This is a genomic window from Umezawaea sp., assembly GCF_057122925.1.
In genome coordinates this window covers 1-19388 of record NZ_DBNGPQ010000165.1, presented here as the reverse complement: position 1 = coordinate 19388, position 19388 = coordinate 1, and the positions used below count along the sequence as shown (strand labels likewise).

The 19388-nt window shown below is 74.3% G+C and carries 9 protein-coding genes; all 9 read right to left on the bottom strand.

What is annotated here, in order from left to right:
* Positions 1-30 precede the first annotated feature (30 nt).
* Positions 31-1194 carry a cytochrome P450 gene (locus AC156L_RS36980; protein ID WP_330877196.1) on the bottom strand — a complete coding sequence of 388 codons (1164 nt, stop codon included), beginning with the start codon at positions 1192-1194 and terminating at the stop codon, positions 31-33.
* 40 nt (positions 1195-1234) lie between these two features.
* Positions 1235-2395 carry a pyridoxal phosphate-dependent aminotransferase gene (locus AC156L_RS36975; protein WP_330877197.1) on the bottom strand — a complete coding sequence of 387 codons (1161 nt, stop codon included), beginning with the start codon at positions 2393-2395 and terminating at the stop codon, positions 1235-1237.
* Between the two features lie 31 nt (positions 2396-2426).
* The gene (locus tag AC156L_RS36970) at positions 2427-3599 is read right to left on the bottom strand and encodes a class-II aminoacyl-tRNA synthetase family protein (protein ID WP_330877198.1); all 1173 of its coding nucleotides are present in this window, start codon (positions 3597-3599) and stop codon (positions 2427-2429) included.
* Positions 3600-3628: 29 nt separating this feature from the next.
* A complete protein-coding gene (locus tag AC156L_RS36965; protein ID WP_330877199.1) occupies positions 3629-4444 on the bottom strand; it encodes a thioesterase II family protein in 816 nt (271 codons plus the stop codon).
* Between the two features lie 17 nt (positions 4445-4461).
* The gene (locus tag AC156L_RS36960; RefSeq protein ID WP_330877200.1) at positions 4462-5703 is read right to left on the bottom strand and encodes an MFS transporter; all 1242 of its coding nucleotides are present in this window, start codon (positions 5701-5703) and stop codon (positions 4462-4464) included.
* 61 nt (positions 5704-5764) lie between these two features.
* On the bottom strand, positions 5765-5977 hold the full coding sequence (locus AC156L_RS36955) for an MbtH family protein (RefSeq protein WP_330877201.1): 213 nt from the start codon (positions 5975-5977) through the stop codon (positions 5765-5767).
* A gap of 33 nt (positions 5978-6010) precedes the next feature.
* The gene (locus AC156L_RS36950) at positions 6011-9319 is read right to left on the bottom strand and encodes a non-ribosomal peptide synthetase (RefSeq protein WP_330877202.1); all 3309 of its coding nucleotides are present in this window, start codon (positions 9317-9319) and stop codon (positions 6011-6013) included.
* Positions 9312-11090, bottom strand: coding sequence for a carbamoyltransferase family protein (locus tag AC156L_RS36945; protein WP_330877203.1), 1779 nt, complete (start codon positions 11088-11090; stop codon positions 9312-9314). The genes AC156L_RS36950 and AC156L_RS36945 overlap by 8 nt, the downstream gene beginning before the upstream one ends.
* 1 nt (position 11091) lies before the next feature.
* A complete protein-coding gene (locus tag AC156L_RS36940) occupies positions 11092-19374 on the bottom strand; it encodes an amino acid adenylation domain-containing protein (RefSeq protein ID WP_484407696.1) in 8283 nt (2760 codons plus the stop codon).
* Between the last annotated feature and the right edge of the window lie 14 nt (positions 19375-19388).

Genomic DNA, 19388 nt, shown 5'->3' with positions numbered 1-19388 from the left:
CCGTAGGTGCGGTGCGGGAACCCCGGCCCGCTACCACTCCACCCGCAGGCGGGCGAGGCCGCGGATCGACATCCCCTCCTTCCAGACCACGGCGTCGGACCCCGTGGCGACGCGCAGTCCGGGGAAGCGGCGCAGCAGGCGTTCCAGGACGATCCGGAGCTGGAGCCTCGCCAGCGGCGCGCCGAGGCAGCGGTGCACGCCGTGCCCGAACGTCAGGTGCGCGGCGCCGTGACCGCTGGGGCACAGGCCCTCCGGCCGCTCCCACGCCGCGGCGTCCCGGTTCCCGTGCAGCAGCGAGACGACAACGGCCTCGCCGGTGCGGACGACGACGGTCCCGAGCCGCACCGGTTCCAGCGCCACGCGGGGGAAGCTGAGCGGGGTGGACGGGGTGAGCCGCAGCAGCTCGTCGACCAGCCCGTCCAGGTTCTCGGGGTGGGCGCGGAGGTCGTCGAGCACGACGGGGTCCGACAGCAGCGCGAGCACCGACAGGCCGATCTGGCCGACGGTGGTCTCGTAGCCCGCCATCAGCAGGGACAGGCCCAGCGTCAGCATCTCCCCCGGCGACAGCCTGCCCTGGTCCTGCGCCGCGATCAGGTCGGTGAGCAGGTCCTCGTCGTCGCTGTCGCGCTTGCGCGCCACCAGCTCCGCCATGTAGTCGACGAGTTCGAGGCGGCGGCGGGACTTCTCCCTCGGCGAGCTGGCGGAGATGTCGAACAGCACCTCGACCCAGTCGCGGAAGACGTCGCCGTCCTCGGCCGGGATGCCGAGCATCGAGCAGAGGACGGACAGCGGCAGCGGGGTGGCGAGCAGCCCGATCAGGTCGGCGCCCGGCCCGGCCGCGGCGAGCGCGTCGAGGCGCTCGTCGGCGAGGCGCTCGACCGCGGGCGCCATGGCGGCGACCCGGCGGGTGGTGAACGCGCCGCTCACGACGCGGCGCAGCCGGGCGTGGTCCGCGCCGTCCATGCTCATCACGGCGTCCGGCGCGGGCTGCGCGTCGTTGAACCTCGGCGAGTGCGGCTTCGTCGCCTCGGCCCGGCTGAACCGCTGGTCCGCGAGCACCGCCCTGCCGAGGGCGTGGTCGCGGACCAGCCACATCCCGTCGCCCACGGGCGTGACGAACGGGACGACCCCGCTTCCCGGCTCCATGAACGCCGGGAGCGGACCCAGGTCGTCCACACCGTGCTCCTGTGCCACTCGCGTGCTCCTCTCCGCTACCACGTCCGTCGTCCCGCCGTCACGCCGTGATGCGGCGTTCGGCCTCGCGCAGCGTCTCGGCCCGCCGGTTGAACGCGATCCGCACGTGGTCGCGCCCCTGCGCCGGGTCTCCGAAGAACGGCGCTCCGGGCGCGAGCAGCACCCCTGCCCGGTCCAGCAGGTCGTGGGCGAACGCCCGGCAGTCCACGCGCCCGCCGGTCAGCGGGCTGATGTCGGCGAACAGGAAGATGCCGCCCTCCACGGGCGTGAACTTCATGCCCATGCCGGAGAAGACCTCCTGCGCCAGGTCGCGGCGCAGGCTCATCTCGCGGCACACCTCGTCCAGGTCGACCGACCGGGCGGCGCTCGCGGCGGCGGCCTGGAGCGGTGCCGCCGTGCCGTTGGTGGTCAGCTCGTGCACGCGGCGGAACGTCTCGCTGCGCTTGGCGTCGCTGCGCAGGAACCCCAGCCGCCAGCCGCTGATCGCGTGGCTCTTGGACAGCGAGCCGATGACGACGTTGCGGCCGGTGAACGCGGGGATCTCGGTGGCCGAGACGTGCCGCCTGCCGTCGAAGGTGAACGAGCGGTACACCTCGTCGCAGATCACCGTGGCGTCCCAGCGTTCGCAGAGCGCGGCGATCTCCTCCATCTCCTCGCGGCTCAGCACGCGGCCGGTGGGGTTGGCCGGGGTGTTGAGCAGCACGGCCCTGGTGCGGGAGGAGAACGCGGCGGCCAGCTCGGCCGGGTCGTAGCGCCACTCGGGCCCGTGCAGCCGCACGTACCGGAGGCGGGCCCCGACCAGCGCGGCCGACGCGGCGAGCTGCTCGTAGCCCGGCGAGAACAGGACGACCTCGTCACCGGGGTCCAGGGTGGACAGGAGTGCGATGTAGAGCGCCTCGGTGGCGCCCGCGGTGACGGTGATCTCGCGGTCGGGGTCCGCGCCGTCGCCGAGCATGTCGGCGATCCGCTGCCGCAGCTCGGCGACCCCCGCGGGGTGCTCGTACTGGTTCCGCCCGGCGCGCATGGCCTCGGCGGCGTCCTCGACGAGGCTCTCGGAGGTCGCGGGGTAGCCGGGGGTGCCGACCGCCAGGTCGACCGCTCCGCTGGCGCGGGCCATGACGAACAGTTCGGTGAGGCTGTTGCCCGCGAGGCCCGCCGTCCGCGTGGACGTGGGTGATCTGCGGGGCGCTGGGTGCGCCATGTCGTCGTCCTCCAGGAGTGGGTCGGGTGCTTCAGATCTCGGGCCAGTCGGACGGGTCGATCCCGTGGCGGCACAGGAAGGCGTAGGCGATCCGCTCCAACCCGATGCCGACGCACCCGGAGTACGCGGGGGCGCCGCCGGGCGTCGTGATGTCGAAGGCCTCGCCGAACTTCGTGCCGTGCAGGTTGAACGAGCCGACGGAGATGGTGCGGCCGTCGACCACGGGCATCTGGAGCTCGTACTTCATCCTCAGCGCCCGCTGGACCATGGCCCGCTTGGCGTCGGCGCCGTTGGTGAAGAACGGGTCGTTCGCGACCTCCACGTGACCCGCGAGCCGGAGGTCGTCGACCAGCGCGCAGACGGCCGTCACGACGTTCTGCCGCAGGTCGGTCACCGCCTTGCGGCTGCCGAAGAACACGATCTCCCGCATGGTGAAGTCCCACAGCCGTTCCAGCGTGCGGTGGTAGCGCGACTCGAACCGGAAGATCTTGCCGGTGGCGGTCAGGACCGCACCCGCGTCCGGCACCTGCCGCCCGGCCAGCTGGTGGTAGGAGTGGTAGCAGACCGTGGGCGACAGGCAGTACCCGATGTGCTCGGTCCGGCCGTCCAGGAACGCCGTCCTGTCCTCCGCCGCCTCGAACTCGGTCGCGAACCCCTGGTACACGTCGGCGTCGGACCGGAAGCGGCCCGCGGTCATCAGGAACTGCGGGAACGAGTCGAAGTAGCCCGCCCGGTGCAGCACGGAGGTGGGGATGAGGGCCGGGTAGCAGTTGTCGACCGCCCCGAACCCCTCCACGGCCATCGTGCGCACGCGGTGGTCCAGCTGGTAGAGCAGGCGGGCGAGCACCCCGGTCGCCGCGTAGGCCCCGTCGCCCATGCGGGTCACGAGCCCGTTGTCCTCCAGGTCCGCGAACCCGATCCGCGAGGCGCGCGGCATCGCCATCGACTGCCACACCGCGGGGCTGTCCTCCACCGCGCCCTGGGGCAGCACGTCGCGCCGCACCACCAGGTTCAGCTTGCGGCCGATCTCGGACGGGTCGACCTCGCCCGCCGTGGAGATCTCGATCTCCCGCACCTCGCCGCCCCGCCCGTGGACGAGGGTGAACCCGTGGATCTCGGACGCGGCGTAGTAGACGCGCTTCGCGAACTCCTCCGCCATGCCCGGAGGGACCTCCGGGGAGAGGGTGATCGAGTATTCCGGCATGGGTCTGACTCCTCAACGGCGACGAGCGCTCACTGGTCGACAGCTCCGCGGCTGTCCTGGTCACGGGGGTGCGAGGGGGCGGCCAGCTCGCCGCGCACCAGGTCGAGCAGCGCGGTGCGCGCCGTGTGGACGAAGAAGTGGCCGCCGGGCAGGACGTGGTGGGTGAACCGGCCGGTGGACTCCTCCGCCCAGGGGTCCACCCGAGCGGGGGGAACGTCGGTGTCCTCGCTGCCGGTGAACGCCACCACCGGGCACGTCAGCGGACGCTCGGGCGTGTACGCGTAGGTCTCGAACACCGCGAAGTCCGCCCGGATCGTCGGCAGGAAGCGCCGCAGCAGCTCCGGTTCGGCGAGGACCTCGTCCGGCAGCCCGCCGAGCAGCCGGAGCCGGGCGACCACGTCGGCGTCGGACCCGTCGTGCACCGGCGGGTGCACCCGCGGCAGCCGGGGCGCGGGCCCGCCGGACACGAACAGCGCCAGCGGCTCGCCCGCGCCGCGGCGGCGGAGTTCCCGCGCCAGCTCGAACGCGACGAGCGATCCCAGGCTGTGGCCGAAGAGCGCGTGCGGCACGTCCAGCTCGTCGCTGATCGCCGACGCGAGCGCGTCGACCACGTCGTCCAGCCTGCCGAAGGCCTGCTCCCGCAGGCGGGTCTGGTGGCCGGGCAGCTCGACGGGGCAGACCTCGACGTCGTCGCCGAGGGCACCGCGCCACAGGTGGTAGACCGAGGCCGCTCCGCCCACGTACGGCAGGCAGAACAGCCGGACGGCGGGCGCGTGCGGGCGCGGCGGGCCGACGATCCAGCCGCCCGCCCGCCGGTCGGCACCGCGGGACGCGATGGGGTGCACGGGGTTCCTCCTCTCGGCTACTTGGAGATCTCGGCGTCGACGTCGGGTTTGCCGGTGTCGTCGGCGTCGGCGATCGACGTGGCGATCTCGGGCACGGGGACGCGGGCCACGAACAGCGAGACCGCGCACAGCACGGCGGCGACGGTCATGACGACGTACATGACCTGGTGGCCCAGGACCCCGATGAGCGCGGCGCCCGCGGCGATCGACGCCGACTGGACGGCGTCGGTGACGCTGCCGACCGCCGCGTTGGCCCGCCCCTGCATCCGCGAGGGCGTGTAGAGGTGCAGGGCGGTGCCCAGCGCGACCATCACGAACGGCAGGCCGAGCCCGAACAGGACGACGCCGACCAGGAAGAAGGGGACGCCCGGCACGAGGCACAGCCCCAGGCCCGCGGCGATCAGCACGTACCCCGCGCTGGTGCTCCTGACCTCACCCCAGCGCTTCACCGCGGTGCCCGCGATGAGTCCACCGAGGACGGACCCGCCGCCCTGGAACGAGGTGATCACACCCAGGAACGCGGCCTGCTGGCCGAGTCCCTGGTTCGCCGCGAAGATGGCGGTCTCCAGCAGGCCGACGACGGCCATGAACCCCAGCGTCGTGAGCGAGAGGCGCAGCAGGAGCGGCACGCCGCGGATGAACCGGAACCCGGCGAGGACGGAGGTGAGGAACCGCTCCCCCGCGGGCTCGGGCTCGGACTCCACGACCTTGATGGAGACCAGCAGCAGCACCGCGACCACGAACGTGCCGGTGCCGAGCACGGCCAGCGAGCGCCCGCCGAACGCGACGTAGGCCGCCGCGCCGAGCGCCGGGGACACGATGCGCACGCCCTGGCTGACGGCGATGATCAGCGACCGCGCCGCCGCCGCGTCGGCGGAGGGCAGGACGTCCTTCAGCAGCGCCGGGGACGCCGGGCTGGCGGACAGCACCCCGTAGCAGAAGGTGACCACGTAGATGATCCACACCTGCTCGACGCCCCGCACCGCCAGCAGGGCGAGGAACAGCACCGCCATGCCGCTGTACATGCCGACCATCAGCCGCTTGCGGCTGACCCGGTCGACGAGGTGGCCGAGCAGCGGCGCGAAGAGCCCCGGCACCGTGATGGCCAGGAACACCGCGCCCGCGGCGGCGTTCGACCCGGTCAGGTCCTTGACCCAGATGGCGAGCGAGAGGTAGACGGCGGTCTCGCCGAAGCTCGTCACCACCCCGCAGACGAAGAGCCTGCGGAAGCGCCGGTTGGTGCGCAATAGCGTCCACATGAGAATTCCCCTTGGTGCCGCAGGCGCGGTGGGCAGGCGGCGGGCCTGCCCGGATGGTCGGTCAGCGCTCGCCCATGGCCACGCGGAGGCTCCTGGGTCGCATGTCGGTCCAGACCTCTTCGATGTGCTCCAGGCACGCCTCGCGGCTGCCGGTCACGCCGACGGTGCGCCACCCGGCCGGAACGGCCCGGCCCACGGCCCAGATCGAGTACTGCTCCTCGTCGTTGACGACGACGTCGTACTCCGGGGCGGTGGTGGTCGACGACTCGGTCATGGTGGTTCTCCTCGCTGGTGTTCGGACGGGGGTTCAGCTGGTGGGTGCGTTCTCGGTCTCCCGCGAGACCGAGTCGACGAGGCGGCGCAGGGTGGGTTCGGCCAGGAAGTCGGCGAGGTCCACCACCACTCCGAAGGACTCGTCCACGCGGGCGAGCAGCTTGAGCGCCTTGATGGAGTGGCCGCCCAGCGCGACGAAGCTGTCGTCGGGACGGGCGGTGGCCGTGCCGAGCGATTCGCACCAGAGCGCCGTGACGGCCTCCGCGAGCGGGTCGTCGGCCGGGGGCTCCCCGGTGTCGCCGCCGGACGCCGGGAGGTCGTCCGGCAGGGACGCGAGCAGGGCGGCGCGGTCCACCTTGCCGTTCGCGTTGAGGGGCAGGCGATCGGTCACGACGATCGCAGGCACCATGTACTCCGGCAGCCGCGCGCGCAGGCCGTCGGCGATCCCGGCGGCGTCGGCCAGTGCCGCGCCGCCCGTGACGCAGGCCAGCAGTTCGGTGCTGTCGGCCGTGGCGCGGGCGAACACGACCGCGTCGGTGACGTCCGGGAGCGAGCGCAGCGCCAGTTCGATCTCGCCCAGTTCGACCCGGAAGCCGCGGACCTTGACCTGGTCGTCCGTGCGGCCGACGAAGTGGAAGGTGCCGTCGCCCCGCGGGCGCACCCGGTCGCCGGTGCGGTAGAGGCGACCGCCCGCCGGGCCGAACGGGTCGGGCACGAACGAGGCCGCCGTGAGCGCCGGGTTGCCGTGGTAGCCCAGGGCCAGGCCCTCTCCCCCGACGTACAGCTCGCCCTCGACGCCGGGTGCGACCGGTTCGCCGTGGAGCCCGAGCGCGTGGGCGGTCGAGCCGGAGACGGCCCGGCCGATCGACAGCGGACCGGGGTCGAGGTCGGCGGGCGTGACCCGCTGGAGGGTGCTGACCGTGGTGTTCTCGGTGGGGCCGTAGACGTTCACGACCCGCGCGGGCGGCTGGTTCGCCAGCAGCCGCGCGAGGCGCTGCTCGTCGGCCTTCTCCCCGCCGAAGATCAGCAGCCGGACCCCGCTCATCGCGTCGGGCTCGAAGTCGATCACGGTGTGGAGCAGCGCGGTGGGCAGGCCGAGCACGCTGATGCGCTCCTCGGCGAGGAAGGCGCGCAGCCGGGCGGGTGACAGGGCGTCCTGCTTGTCGCCGACCACCAGGACGGCGCCGGAGCCCAGCGCGCCCCACAGCTCCAGGATGGAGGCGTCGAACGCCGGGTTGCACAGGTGCGCGACCCGGTCGTCGGCGTGGTAGACGATGCCGTCGGCGTCGGGCACCAGTCGGCTGATCCCCCGGTGCGGGACGACGACGGTCTTGGGGCGCCCGGTGGAGCCGGAGGTGGAGATCAGGTACGCGGGGTCCTCGCCGACGACCCGCACCGGGACGGCCGGGTCGGCGTCGCGGCCGGCCAGCAGGTCGGCCAGTTCGAGGACCGGCACCTCCGGCGGGAGCGACGGGTGCGGTCCGGCGACGAGCACCGCGTCGGCCACGCCGAGCAGCGCCGTGCGGACGCGGTCCGGCGGCTGCTCGGGGTCGAGCGGCAGGTAGGCGCAGCCCGCGTAGAAGATGCCCAGGTAGGCGCACACCGAGTCGATCCCGCGCGGCAGCGGGACCGCGACCACGCCACCCCGGCGCAGGCCCGCGGCCCGCAGGCCGGTGGCGATGGCGACCGCCCGCTCGTCGAGCTGCCGGTAGGTGAGTTCGACGCCGCGGTGCCGCAGCGCCGGTGCGTCCGGCCGTTGCGCGGCGCGCAGGCGGACCAGCTCCGGGATGGGCCGCCGAGCGCGGGTCGGGGCGCGTTCCGGGTCGGTGCGGGCCGCGGTGGCGGGTGGGCGGCCCGGCAGGCGCAGGGGCGCGTCCGGGCGGGAGAACGCCGCGCGGGCGGCGTCGAGGAGTCCGGTGTGGACGTCCGCGGCCCGCTCCGCGGAGAACAGCCCGGTGAGGTGCTCGAACTCGGTGGTCGTGCGGTCCGCGTGGCGGGTCACCGACCACAGCAGCTCGTACTTGGCCGTGCCCGTCGGCAGCAGTTCGCGGTGCGCCACCAGGTCGTCCAGCCGCAGCGCGCTGTCCGCGGCGTCGAGGTAGGTGAGCCCGGCCTGCACGAGCGGCGCGCGGGCCGGGTCGCCGCCGGGACCGAGGTCCTCGACGATCGTCTGGAACGGCACGCCCCGGTGGGCGAGCGCCTCGGCGGTCGCGCGCCGGACCGCGCGGGCGAGGTCCCTGGTGGTGGTGCCGTCCGGGAGGGCCAGCCGCAGCGGCACCGGGTCGACGAACATCCCGATCTCGCCGCGCTGCTCCGGGGTGCGCGAGGAGGCGGCGATGCCGATCACGACATCGCGTTCGCCGGTCAGCGGGACCAGGCCCGCCACGTAGGCGACGATCCAGGTCATGAACGGGCTGAGCCGCTCCTGGGCGGCCAGGTCGGCCATGCCCGCCAGCAGGTCGTCCGGGGCGACCAGCGCGTGCACGGCGCCCGCGCTGCCCGGTGAGGCCGTCCGCGGCAGGTCGTGCGGCAGCGCGATGCCGCGCGGGGCACCCGCGAGGGTGCGCCGCCAGTAGGCGCGGGCCTCGTCCTCGTCGAACAGCCGGGAGGCCGTCTCGGGGAGCGCGTCGGGCCGGGGGTCGGGTTCGACCCCGGAGTAGAGCTTCCCGAGGTCGTCCTCCAGGATCGCGAGCGAGGCCCCGTCGCACACCAGGTGGTGCACGGTGAGCAGCAGCAGGTCGTCCTCGTCGCCGCGGTCGACGGCCAGCGCGCGCAGCAGCGGCGGGTTCGCCAGGTCGAACGGCTGGCGGGCGTGCTCGTCGATCAGGTCCCGCACGGTCGCCTCCGGCAGGCCGCAGGCGTCCAGCCAGCGGCACGAGACGGTCGCGGTGGGCGAGGTGACCGCCCGGCCGGGAGCCTCGAAGCCGCGGCGCAGGGAGTCGTGCCGGGCCACGAGGGCGTCGAGCGCGGTCCGCAGGCGCGGCACGTCGACGCGTCCGGGAATCCGGTACAGCGCGGCGATGTGGTAGGTCGGCGAGCCGGGGTGCAGCCGCTCCGCGAACCACAGCCGTTCCTCGGCCGGGGTGAGCGGGCGCTCCTGCCCCTCGGGTCGGGGGTCGGTCAGGAACGACAGCAGCCCGCCGAACTCCGGGTGCTGGTACACCAGGTCCAGGTCGAGGTCGGTGCCGGTGAGGGCGCGCAGGCTGATGGCGGTCTCCACCGCCAGCCCCGAGTCGCCGCCCGCCTCGAAGAAGTCGTCCTCCGGGCTGACGTGGTCGACGCCGAGCATCGCGCACCAGATCCCGGCGACGGCCTCGCGCAGGCCGTCGGGCCGCTCAGTCATCCGAGCCCCCCGCCACCGGTTCGCGGACGACCAGCCAGTCCCCGATCGCCAGGGCGTCGAGGGTGGAGCGGGCGTAGGTCTCGACGGCTTCGGCGGGTGTGCGCACGATCGGCTGCCCGCGCAGGTTGAACGAGGTGTTCAGCAGGACCGGGGTGCCGTGGTCGTCGCCGAAGCGCCGGATCAGGGCGTGGAAGCGCGGCGCGGACTCCTGCTCGACGACCTGGACCCTGGCGGAGCCGTCGACGTGGGTGATCGAGGTCAGCAGCTCGCGGAACGGCTCGCGCACCTGCGTGACGAACAGCATGTGCCGGAAGCGGCTCTCCTGGCCCTCCTCGATCTCGAAGAACTCGCCCGCCCGCTCCGCGACCACGGCGGGGGCGAAGGGCCGGAACTCCTCGCGCTGCTTGACCACCGCGTTGAGGTGCTCGCGCATGTTCGGCGCGGTCGGGTCGGCGAGGATGCTGCGGTTGCCCAGCGCTCGCGGGCCGAACTCCATGCGCCCCTGGAACCACGAGACCACGGAACCCGATCCGATGAGGACGGACACCTCCTTCAGCAGCGACTCGCCGGGCAGGTGGCGCACCTGGTGGCCGGGACCGAGCGTCCCCAGCGCCGCCTCGACGTCGGCGTCGCCGAACTCGTCGCCCCAGTAGGGCATCCCCATCGGCAGGGGGTCGGCGGGGACGTGCTCGCGCAGCACGTGCAGGGCCGCGCCGAGCGCGGTCCCGTCGTCGCCCGCGGCGGGCTGGATGAAGACGTTCTCGAACAGGCCGCTGCGGGAGATCAGGCCGTTGGCGGTGCAGTTGAGCGCGACGCCGCCCGCCAGGCAGAGGTTCGTCGAGGGCGGGCCGCCCTCGATCCCCTCGCGCAGCACGAACAGCAGGGCTTCCTCGATCGCCCGCTGGAGCACGGAGGCGATGTCCATGTGCCGCTGGGTGACCGGCGCGTCGGGGTGGCGCGCGGGCCCGAACAGCTCTTCGAGGCGCCGGATCGCGCCGCTGTGCGTCTCGCGCTCCGCGGGCGTGCGGTCGTGGGCCAGCAGCGGCACCGCCAGGCCGCCGCCCGGTCGCAGGTCGACCAGTTCGACGTCCGGGAAGGCACCGGTGTCGCCGTAGGGCGCGAGCCCCATCACCTTGTACTCGTCCATGCCGGGCAGGAACCCGAGGTACTGGGTGACGACGCTGTAGAGGATGCCGAGCGAGCTGGCGATCGGGTACGTGCGCAGGGTTTCCAGCGTGCTGCCGCGTCCGCTGAACAGGGAGGTCGACTCGGCCTCGCCCATGCCGTCGGCCACGAGCACCACCGCGTCGCGGAACCCGCTCAGGTGGTAGCTGCTCGCGGCGTGCGCGAGGTGGTGCGGGACGCGGACCAGCTTGCGCTCCCAGTCCTGGTCCGGGTAGTGCGCCCGCAGCACGTCGAGCTGGACCTCCTCGCTGTAGGCCTCCCGGTACCAGCGCCGGAGGTTGTCGTCCAGCTCGAAGGCGGGCGAGGGCTCGTAGCGGAAGCCGTGCGCGACGAGGTCGACGTCGTCCAGCGTCTTGCCCGCCATGCGCAGGCACGCGGCGACGGCGTCCACGGGGAACGCGCCGGTGCCCTTGACGCCGTCGTGGCGTTCCTGCGCCGACGCCGCGATGACGCCGTTCTCGTCGACCAGCGCGGCGGCCGAGTCGAGGCCCTGCACCAGGCGCTGCTCCCGCCAGTCGAGTCCGGGTGTCAACCGCTTCTTGAGCGCAGCGGTCCGGTCGAGCCCGCTGATACCGAGGACCAGCACGTCAATCTCCTGTCTGTGCGGTGGAGCCACGCAGGGTGTCGGCGACGGCCTTCACCCAGGGGCGGCGCATGAGCTGGAAGTGGTCGCCGTCGACGTGCGTGACCGAGAGCGTCCCGGTCAGGTCGCGCCACGCGGCGGCGACGAGGTCGGCGCCGTCCCCGGACGCCAGCACGAGGTCGGTCGGGCCGTCGAACGCCGCGGGGCGGTGGTCCACGAGCCCGGTGAACACGTCGCGCCAGAAGGCCATGAGCGCGGCGACGGTGGGCCCGTCGAGCGCCGCGACGGCCGAGGGGTCCACGCCGAGCGTGACGAACAGCCGGTCGGCGCCGTCGAAGCCCAGCAGCGGCGCGGGTCCGCGCTCCAGCACGTCGGCGCGGAGCGCGTCGAGGGTGGCGATGTCCAGTCGTTCCGCCTCCACGTCGGCGGTGCGCCGCGGGTCGGAGTCGACGAGGACCAGGCGGTGGACGGCGATCCCCCGGTCGGCCAGCGCGCGGGCGAGGGCGTGGGCGATGACGCCGCCCGCCGACCAGCCCGCGACCACCGGTTCGCGGTCCCCGAGCACCGGCACCAGTTCGTCGGCGTACCGCTCGGCCAGCCCGGCGAGGTCGGTCGCGCCGGAGTCCTCGCCGCCGATGCGGCCCTGCAACCCGAACGCCTCGAAGTCGGTCGCCACCTCGCCGAGCAGGTCGAGGTAGCTGAACAGCGTGCCGCCGACGGGGTGGACGAGGACGAGCGGGCGAGCACCCCGGACACCGCCGAGCGGGACGACCGCGCGGGTCTCGGCGGCGTCGCCGCGCAGCGCCAGGTCGTCGATCCGCTCGGCCTGTTCCGCGATGGTGGGCGCCGTGTACAGGTGGGACAGCGGGATCCGTGCCGCGAAGTCGCGGCTGAGCGCCATCGTGAGGCGGATGGCGAGCAGGGAGTGCCCGCCCAGCGCGAAGAAGTCGTCGTGCACGCCGACGTCCGCCACGCCCAGCACCGCCCGCCACGCGGCGGCGATCCGCCGCTCGGTCCCGGTGCGCGGGGCCACGACGTCCCGGTGCGGCAGTCGGGTGTCGACGTCGTCCGGCACGGTCAGCGCCCTGCGGTCGAGCTTGCCGCCCACGGTCATCGGCAGAGCGTCGACCCGCACCAGCACCGTCGGGACCGCCGCGGCCGGGAGCGCGCCGAGCAGGTGCTCGCGGATCTCCTCCCGGTCGAGCACCGCCCCCGCCACGACCAGGTGCGCGACCAGCCGCAGCCGCCCGTCGGCACCGACGCGGTGGGCCGAGACCGCCGCCGCGTCGATCGCGGGGTGGGCGCGGAGCACCGCCTCGACCTCCTCGGGCTCCACGCGCTGGCCCTGGATCTTGACCTGGTGGTCGTTGCGCCCCAGGAACTCGACCTGCCCGCCGACCGTGTACCGGCCGAGGTCACCGGTCCGGTAGAGCCTGCTCCCCGGCTCACCCCACGGGTCGGGCACGAACACCGCCGCCGTCGCGCCCGGCCGCCGCACGTAGCCGCGACCCACACCGGGACCGCCGATCACGATCTCCCCGACCGCGCCCGGCGGCACCTGGTGCAGGTGCTCGTCCACGAGGTACAGCCGCGCGTTGCCGTACGGCCGCCCGATCACCGGCGAGGGGTGCTCGTCGGCGTCCGCGTACGCCACGTCCACCGTCGTCTCGGCGGGTCCGTACTGGTTGTGCCCCACGACGTCCGGGTGCGCGCGGAACGCCCGCCACAGGTCCGGCGGGCACGCCTCGCCGCCGAACGTGATCATCTTCGGCGGGTGCGGGGCGTCCAGCAGTCCCGCCTCCACCATGACCTGGACCTGCGAGGTGGCGACGTCGATGACGTCGACCGAACGCTCGGGGTCCTGCGCCAGCTCGACCAGGTGCCTGGGGTCGCGGCCCTCGGCACCGGAGACCACCAGCAGCAGGTGGCCGTCCAGCAGCGGCAGGATCTGCGTGAGGAAGAAGTCGGAGATGAACGCCGACGTGCCCGTCAGCACACGGGCCCGCTGCCCCACCGCGATCCCGGCGCGCCGCATCCGGGGCAGCAGCAGGACTTCCGCGTAGGTGGCGAGGTTGCCGTGGTCCACCATCACGCCCTTGGGACGACCGGTCGAGCCGGAGGTGAACATCACGTACGCCAGGTCGCGAGCGCCCACCACCGGCAGGGCCACGTCCGGTGCGTCGGCACCGGTCGGGCGCAGCGTCGGCCACGCACCGGGCACGGCCGCCGGGTCCAGCGACACGACCACGGCCGGGGCCGCGTCCCGCGCCATCCCGTCGAGCCGCACGGCGGGCAGCTCCGGGTCCAGCGGCAGGAACGCGCCACCGGCCTTCCACGCCGCCCACACCGCCACGACCGCGTCCACACCGGGCCGCAGGTGCAACCCGACGACATCACCGCGACGCACACCCGCGGCGACCAGCCGCCGGGCCAGCACCTCGCTGCGCGCGTCCAGTTCGGCGAAGGTCAGCCGATCGTCGCCCGACTCGACCGCGACCGCGTCCGGCCACAGGCCCACCCGCTCGCGGAACAGCTCGTGCACGGGCGTGGTGCGGGCCGCTGGTTCGGCGGTCCCGGTCCACTCGGCCAGGCGGAGCCGCTCCTCGTCGCCCGCGCGCAGGAACTCCGACACCGCGCGCCGCGGCGACCCGCCCACCTCGCGCAGCAGCGCGGCGAACGAGGACACCAGGTGCCCGGCCTCCCGCGCCTCGAACAGCGCGGTGTCGAGCTGGAGCGTCAGGTCGAGGCCGTCCGCCGTGCGGGTGGCGCCCAGTGCCAGCTCGAACCGGTTGCCGCTGCCCTCGATCGGCAGGTCGCGCAGGACCAGGCCGTCGTCGGTCGTCCGGTCGGTGGTGCCGGTGCCCGTGGTGAAGGAGAACATGGTGTGGAACAACGGGTTCGCGCTCTCGGCGCGGTCCGGCGCCACCGCCCGGACGACCTGCTCGAACGGTGCCTCCTGGTGGGCGAACGCCTCCAGCACCACCTCCCGCACCCGTTCCAGGTGCGTCGGGAAGTCGTCGTCGGGGTGGACGACCACGCGCAGCGCCAGCGTGTTCACGAAGAAGCCCACCACCGGCGCGAGGTCGGCGTGCGTCCGCCCGGAGACCGGCACGCCCACGGTGAGGTCGCGCTCGCCCGAACGCCGGGCCAGCAGCAGGAAGTACACGGCCAGGTAGACCATGAAGTCGGTCGCCCCGACCTCCGCGCGGACCCGGTCCAGCCCGGCCAGCGCGTCGGCCGGGACGCGGTGCGAGGCACCGGCGGCGGCGGACTTCCGCCCGAGGGTGTGCGGCCAGGGCGGCGGCGCGCCGCCGAGCGTTCGCCGCCAGTAGGCGAGGTCGTCGGCCGACCGCCGCTCCACCAGGTCGCGGTGCCACACCGCGTAGTCGGCGTACCGGACGTCCAGGGGGGCCAGCCCGGCACGGGCCGGGTCACCGCCCGCCCGGTACAGCGCCCACAGCTCCTGCTCGAAGACGTCGGAGGACCACTCGTCGATGGCGATGTGGTGCGCCACGAACAGCACGACGTGCCGGTCCGGGGCGAGGCGCCACGCGGTCGCGCGCAGCACCGGTCCGGCACCGAGGTCGAACGGCCCGCGCACGGCCTGCTCGACGAGCGCGGGCAGAGCGGCGTCGTCCGCGTCCAGCACAGCCAGGCCACCCCACCGCGCGGCGCCGATCCGTTGCAGCACCCGGCCCCCGGCGTCGGTGTGCAGCGTCGTGCGGAGGGACTCGTGCCGCTCGACCAGCGCGGCCACGGCGGCGTCCAGCACGACGAGGTCGAGGTCGCCGAGCACCTCGTAGCCCCAGGGGACGTGGTACGTCGAGGCGTCGGGCGCGAGCTGCCAGAGGAACCACTGGCGCTCCTGGGCGTGCGACGCGGGCAGTTCGGTGCCCTCGGCGCGGGGGATCCCGGCCACCGCCCCGGCCGCCGCGCGCCCGTCGATCAGCTCGGCCTGACCGGCGACGGTCGGCCGCTCGAACACCTCGTGCAGCGGCAGGTCGGCGCCCAGGTCGGCGCTGATCCGCATGGCGAGGCGGATGGCGAGCAGGGAGTGCCCGCCCAGTGCGAAGAAGTCGTCGTGCACGCCGACTCGGGAGACGCCCAGCAGCCCCAGCCAGACCTCGGCGATCCGCCGCTCGGTCTCGGTCCGCGGAGCCACCAGGTCGCGGTGGGGAAGGCCCGTCTCCACGTCGTCCGGCACGACCAGGGCCGCGCGGTCGAGCTTGCCGCCGACCGTCAGCGGCAGCACGTCGATCGGCACCAGCACCGAGGGCACGGCCGCGGCCGGGAGGCGGTCCGCGAGGTATCCGCGCACGTCGTCGTGGTCCACCGGGGCACCGCCGGCCGCGACCAGGTGGGCGACCAGGCCCACCCGTCCGTCCGCGCCGAAGCGGTGGACGCCGACCGCCGCCGCCTCGATCGCGGGGTGGCCGCGCAGCACCGCCTCGACCTCCTCCAGCTCCACGCGCTGCCCCAGGATCTTGACCTGGTGGTCGCCGCGGCCGAGGAACTCGATCTGCCCGTCCGGGGTGTACCGGCCGAGGTCTCCCGTGCGGTAGAGCCGACTTCCCGGCTCGCCCCACGGGTCGGGCACGAACACCGCGGCCGTCGCACCGGGTCGCCGCACGTACCCGCGGCCCACACCGGGACCGCCGACGACGATCTCGCCGACCGCACCCGGCGGCACCGAATCCAGTGCCTCGTCGACCAGGCGCACCCGCACGTTGCCGTAGGGGCGCCCGATCACCGGTGAGGAGTGCTCGTCCAGGTGCGCGCAGGTCGCGTCGACCGCGCTCTCGGCGGGGCCGTAGGTGTTGTGCACCACCACACCCGGACGGGAGCGCAGCGCGTCCCACAGGTCGGGCGGGCACGCCTCGCCGCCGATGGCGATCAGCTTCGGCGGGTGCGGGGCGTCCAGCAGGCCCGCCTCCACCATCAGGTGCACCTGCGAGGTGGTGGCGTCGATGACGTCCACCGCCCGCTCCGGGTCCTGCGCCAGCTCGACCAGGTGCCGGGGGTCGCGCCCCTCGGCACCGGACAGCACCAGCAGCCGGTGGCCGTCCAGCAGCGGCAGCACCTGCTCCAGGAAGAAGTCGGAGATGAACGCCGACGTGCCGGTGAGCACGCGGGCCCGCTGCCCGGCCGTGATCCCGCCACCGCGGATCCGGGGCAGGAGCAGGGCTTCCGCGAAGTTCGCCAGGTTGCCGTGGTCGACCATGACACCCTTGGGCCGACCGGTCGATCCCGACGTGAACATGACGTACGCCAGGTCGCGGGCACCCACCACCGGCAGGTCCACGTCCGGGACCTCGCCGTCCTGGTCCGGGGACACGGTCCGCCAGGACTCCGGCGTCGCCCCGCTCGACACCACGACCGACGGCACCGCGTCGGCCACCATCACGTCGAGCCGCGCGGCGGGCAGCTCCGGGTCCAGCGGCAGGAACGCGCCACCGGCCTTCCACACCGCCCACACCGCGACGAGCGCGACGACGCCGGGCCGCAGGTGCAGACCCACCAGGTCCCCGCGCCGCGCACCGGCCGCGACCAGCCGCCGGGCCAGGTCGTCGCTGCGCGCGTCCAGCTCCGCGAAGGTCAACCGGTCGTCACCCGACTCGACCGCGACGGCGTCGGGCCACGACGCCGCCCGCCGCCGGAACAGCTCGTGCACGGGCAGCCCGGACACCGGGGCGTCCGCGCCCTCCCACGAGGCGAGCAGGCGCTCGTCCTCGGCACCGAGCAGGGACGACGCGCGGTGGTGCGCGCCGCCGTCGAGGACGAGGGCGCGCAGGGCGCGGAGGTGGCTGTCGCGCAGCCGCACGACCTGGTCGGCGGTGAGGTCGCGCAGGGAGTAGTCGATCTCCAGGAGCAGGCCGTCGGCGCCCGGTTCGTGGCTGAAGGTCACGTCCAGCGGGAAGTTCGTGCGCGCCACGCCGGGGAGCACCGGGTCGGCGCCCGCCTGGTCGATCGTGCCGTCCGTGGCGAGCCGGGCGATCCGGTGGAAGTTGTTGTAGGTGAAGTTCGACTCGAACAGCGGCCGGTCGCCGCCGAGTTCGCGCTGGAGCGCGGCCAGCGGGTAGCGGCGGTGCGGCAGCAGGTCGCGCTCGGCGCGGAAGACCGCCCGCGCGAGGTCCTGCCAGCCGCCCTCGGGCAGCCGCACCCGCAGCGGCACGGTGTTGAGGAACAGGCCCCGCGCCTCGGAGCCGTCGGTCTCCTCCAGCCGCCCGTTGGACGTCAGGCCGAGCAGCACGTCGGTCGAGCCGGTGTAGGTGCCGAGCACCTTGAGGTGCGCGGCGAGCACGACCGTCTTGACCGGGACCGAGGCCCGGACGGCGAACTCCTCCAGCCCGCGGAGCAGGTCGGCGGACAGCGGGGTGGTCAGCGACCCGTGGCCCGCGGCCTCGTCGCGGACGTGCCGCTCCCCGTCCACCCGCTCGCCCGCGAGCGCGGCGTCCCACCGGCGGATCCGGCCGTCGGGTGCCTCGGCGAGGCGGTCGCGCCAGAAGTCCCGGCTCTCCGGCGAGGCCAGCGCCGCCCGTTCGGCGGCGACGAAGTCGCGGTAGAGGGAGCGCAGGGGCTCGACGGCGGGCCGCCGTCCCGCCAGCAGCTCGCGGTACCGGTCGGTGATCTCGGCGAGGGTGGAGACCACGCTCCACCCGTCCAGGACGGCGTGGTGCTCGGTGATCGTCCACTGGAAGGCGGTGTCGGACAGCACGTGCACGGCCATCCGCAGCAGCGGGGCCTCCGACAGGTCGAACCGGTTGCCCTGCTCGTGCCGGACGTGCTCGACGAGCGCCGCGCGGCGGTCGTCCGCCCGGCGCAGGTCGACGACCGTGAACGGCACCTCGACGGTCGCGTGCACGAGCTGCATCGGCTCGCTGAACCCGACCAGGTCGAAGGACGTGCGCAGCACCGGGTGCCGGGCCACGACCTGGTCGACCGCCGCGCGGAAGCACGTCTCGTCGAAGCGTCCGGCCAGCCGCAGCGTCTCCACGTTGTGGTAGGCGTTGCGGGCGCGGTCGCGCTCCATCTCGTAGACCATGCCGACCTGGAGCTCCGCCATCGGGTAGGCGTCCTCCAGCCCGTCCGGCAGCAGTGCGCGGTCGGCGTCGCCGACGAGCGAGAACGGGAGGGTGGCGCGCGTGTCGTCCGGAGTGGACGGTGCGGCGGTCGCGGCGAGGTCGGCGAGCGTGGGGGCGTCGAGGAACTCCTGGAGCCCCACGGTGAACCCGGCGTCGCGCACCCGGCCGAGGATCTGGATGCTGCGGATCGAGTCGCCGCCCAGGTCGAAGAAGTTGTCGTGCCGACCCACCCGGTCCACGCCCAGCACCCGGCGCCAGATGTCGGCGAACAGGTTCTCCAGGTCTCCCACGGGCGAGGCGTACCGCTGCTCCAGCACCGGGCGGCTCGCGGCGGGCTCGGGCAGCGCGCGGCGGTCCACCTTGCCCTGCGGGGTCAGGGGGAGCGCGTCGAGCGTCACGAAGTGCCGCGGGATCATGTAGCCCGGCAGCCGCTCGCCGAGCCACGCCCGCACCTCGTCCACGGGCGGCGGGGCCGCCGCGGTCCCTGGCACGAGGTAGGCGACCAGGTCGGTCCGCCCCTCGGCGTCGGTGTGCGGGGTGACGGCGGCTTCGAGGACGCTCCGGTGCGTGGCCAGGACGTTCTCGACCTCGCCGGTCTCGATCCGGTAGCCGCGGATCTTGACCTGCGTGTCGGCGCGGCCCTGGTACTCCAGGCCGCCCCTGGCGTTCCACCGGGCCAGGTCGCCGCTGCGGTACAGGCGGGCGCCGGGCACGCCGGACAGGTGGTCGGGCACGAACCGCTGGGCCGTCAGCGCCGGGAGCCCGGTGTAGCCGCGCGCCAGTCCCGCGCCCGCCACGTGCAGCTCGCCCGTGACGCCGACGGGGCAGGGCATCCCGTGGCGGTCCAGCACGTGCACGCCGAGGTCCGGCAGGGGGACGCCGATGGGGCTGACGTCGCCGTCGACGTGGGAGGCGTCGAGTTCGAGGTAGGTGACGTGGACGGTGGTCTCGGTGATGCCGTACATGTTCACCAGCAGCGGCGCGGCGTACCCGTGCCGGGCCGCCCACCTGCGGACCGACGGCCGGTGCAGGGCCTCGCCGCCGAACACGACGGCCCGCAGCGCGAGGTCGCCGCCTGCGCGCTCGTCCGCGGTCTCGAACTGGCGGAACGCCGACGGGGTCTGGCTCAGGACCGTCACGCCCTCGTCGCGCACGAGCGCGTGGAACGCCTCCACGTCCCGGCTGACCGCGTACGGCACGACCACGAGACGGCCGCCGG

What these genes read in the sequence shown, in the direction of transcription:
- AC156L_RS36975 (WP_330877197.1), bottom strand. Translation starts at nt 2,395, where the DNA reads ATGGCGCACCCAGCGCCCCGCAGATCACCCACGTCCACGCGGACGGCG.
- AC156L_RS36970 (WP_330877198.1), bottom strand. Translation starts at nt 3,599, where the DNA reads ATGCCGGAATACTCGATCACCCTCTCCCCGGAGGTCCCTCCGGGCATG.
- AC156L_RS36960 (WP_330877200.1), bottom strand. Translation starts at nt 5,703, where the DNA reads ATGTGGACGCTATTGCGCACCAACCGGCGCTTCCGCAGGCTCTTCGTC.
- AC156L_RS36955 (WP_330877201.1), bottom strand. Translation starts at nt 5,977, where the DNA reads ATGACCGAGTCGTCGACCACCACCGCCCCGGAGTACGACGTCGTCGTC.
- AC156L_RS36950 (WP_330877202.1), bottom strand. Translation starts at nt 9,319, where the DNA reads ATGACTGAGCGGCCCGACGGCCTGCGCGAGGCCGTCGCCGGGATCTGG.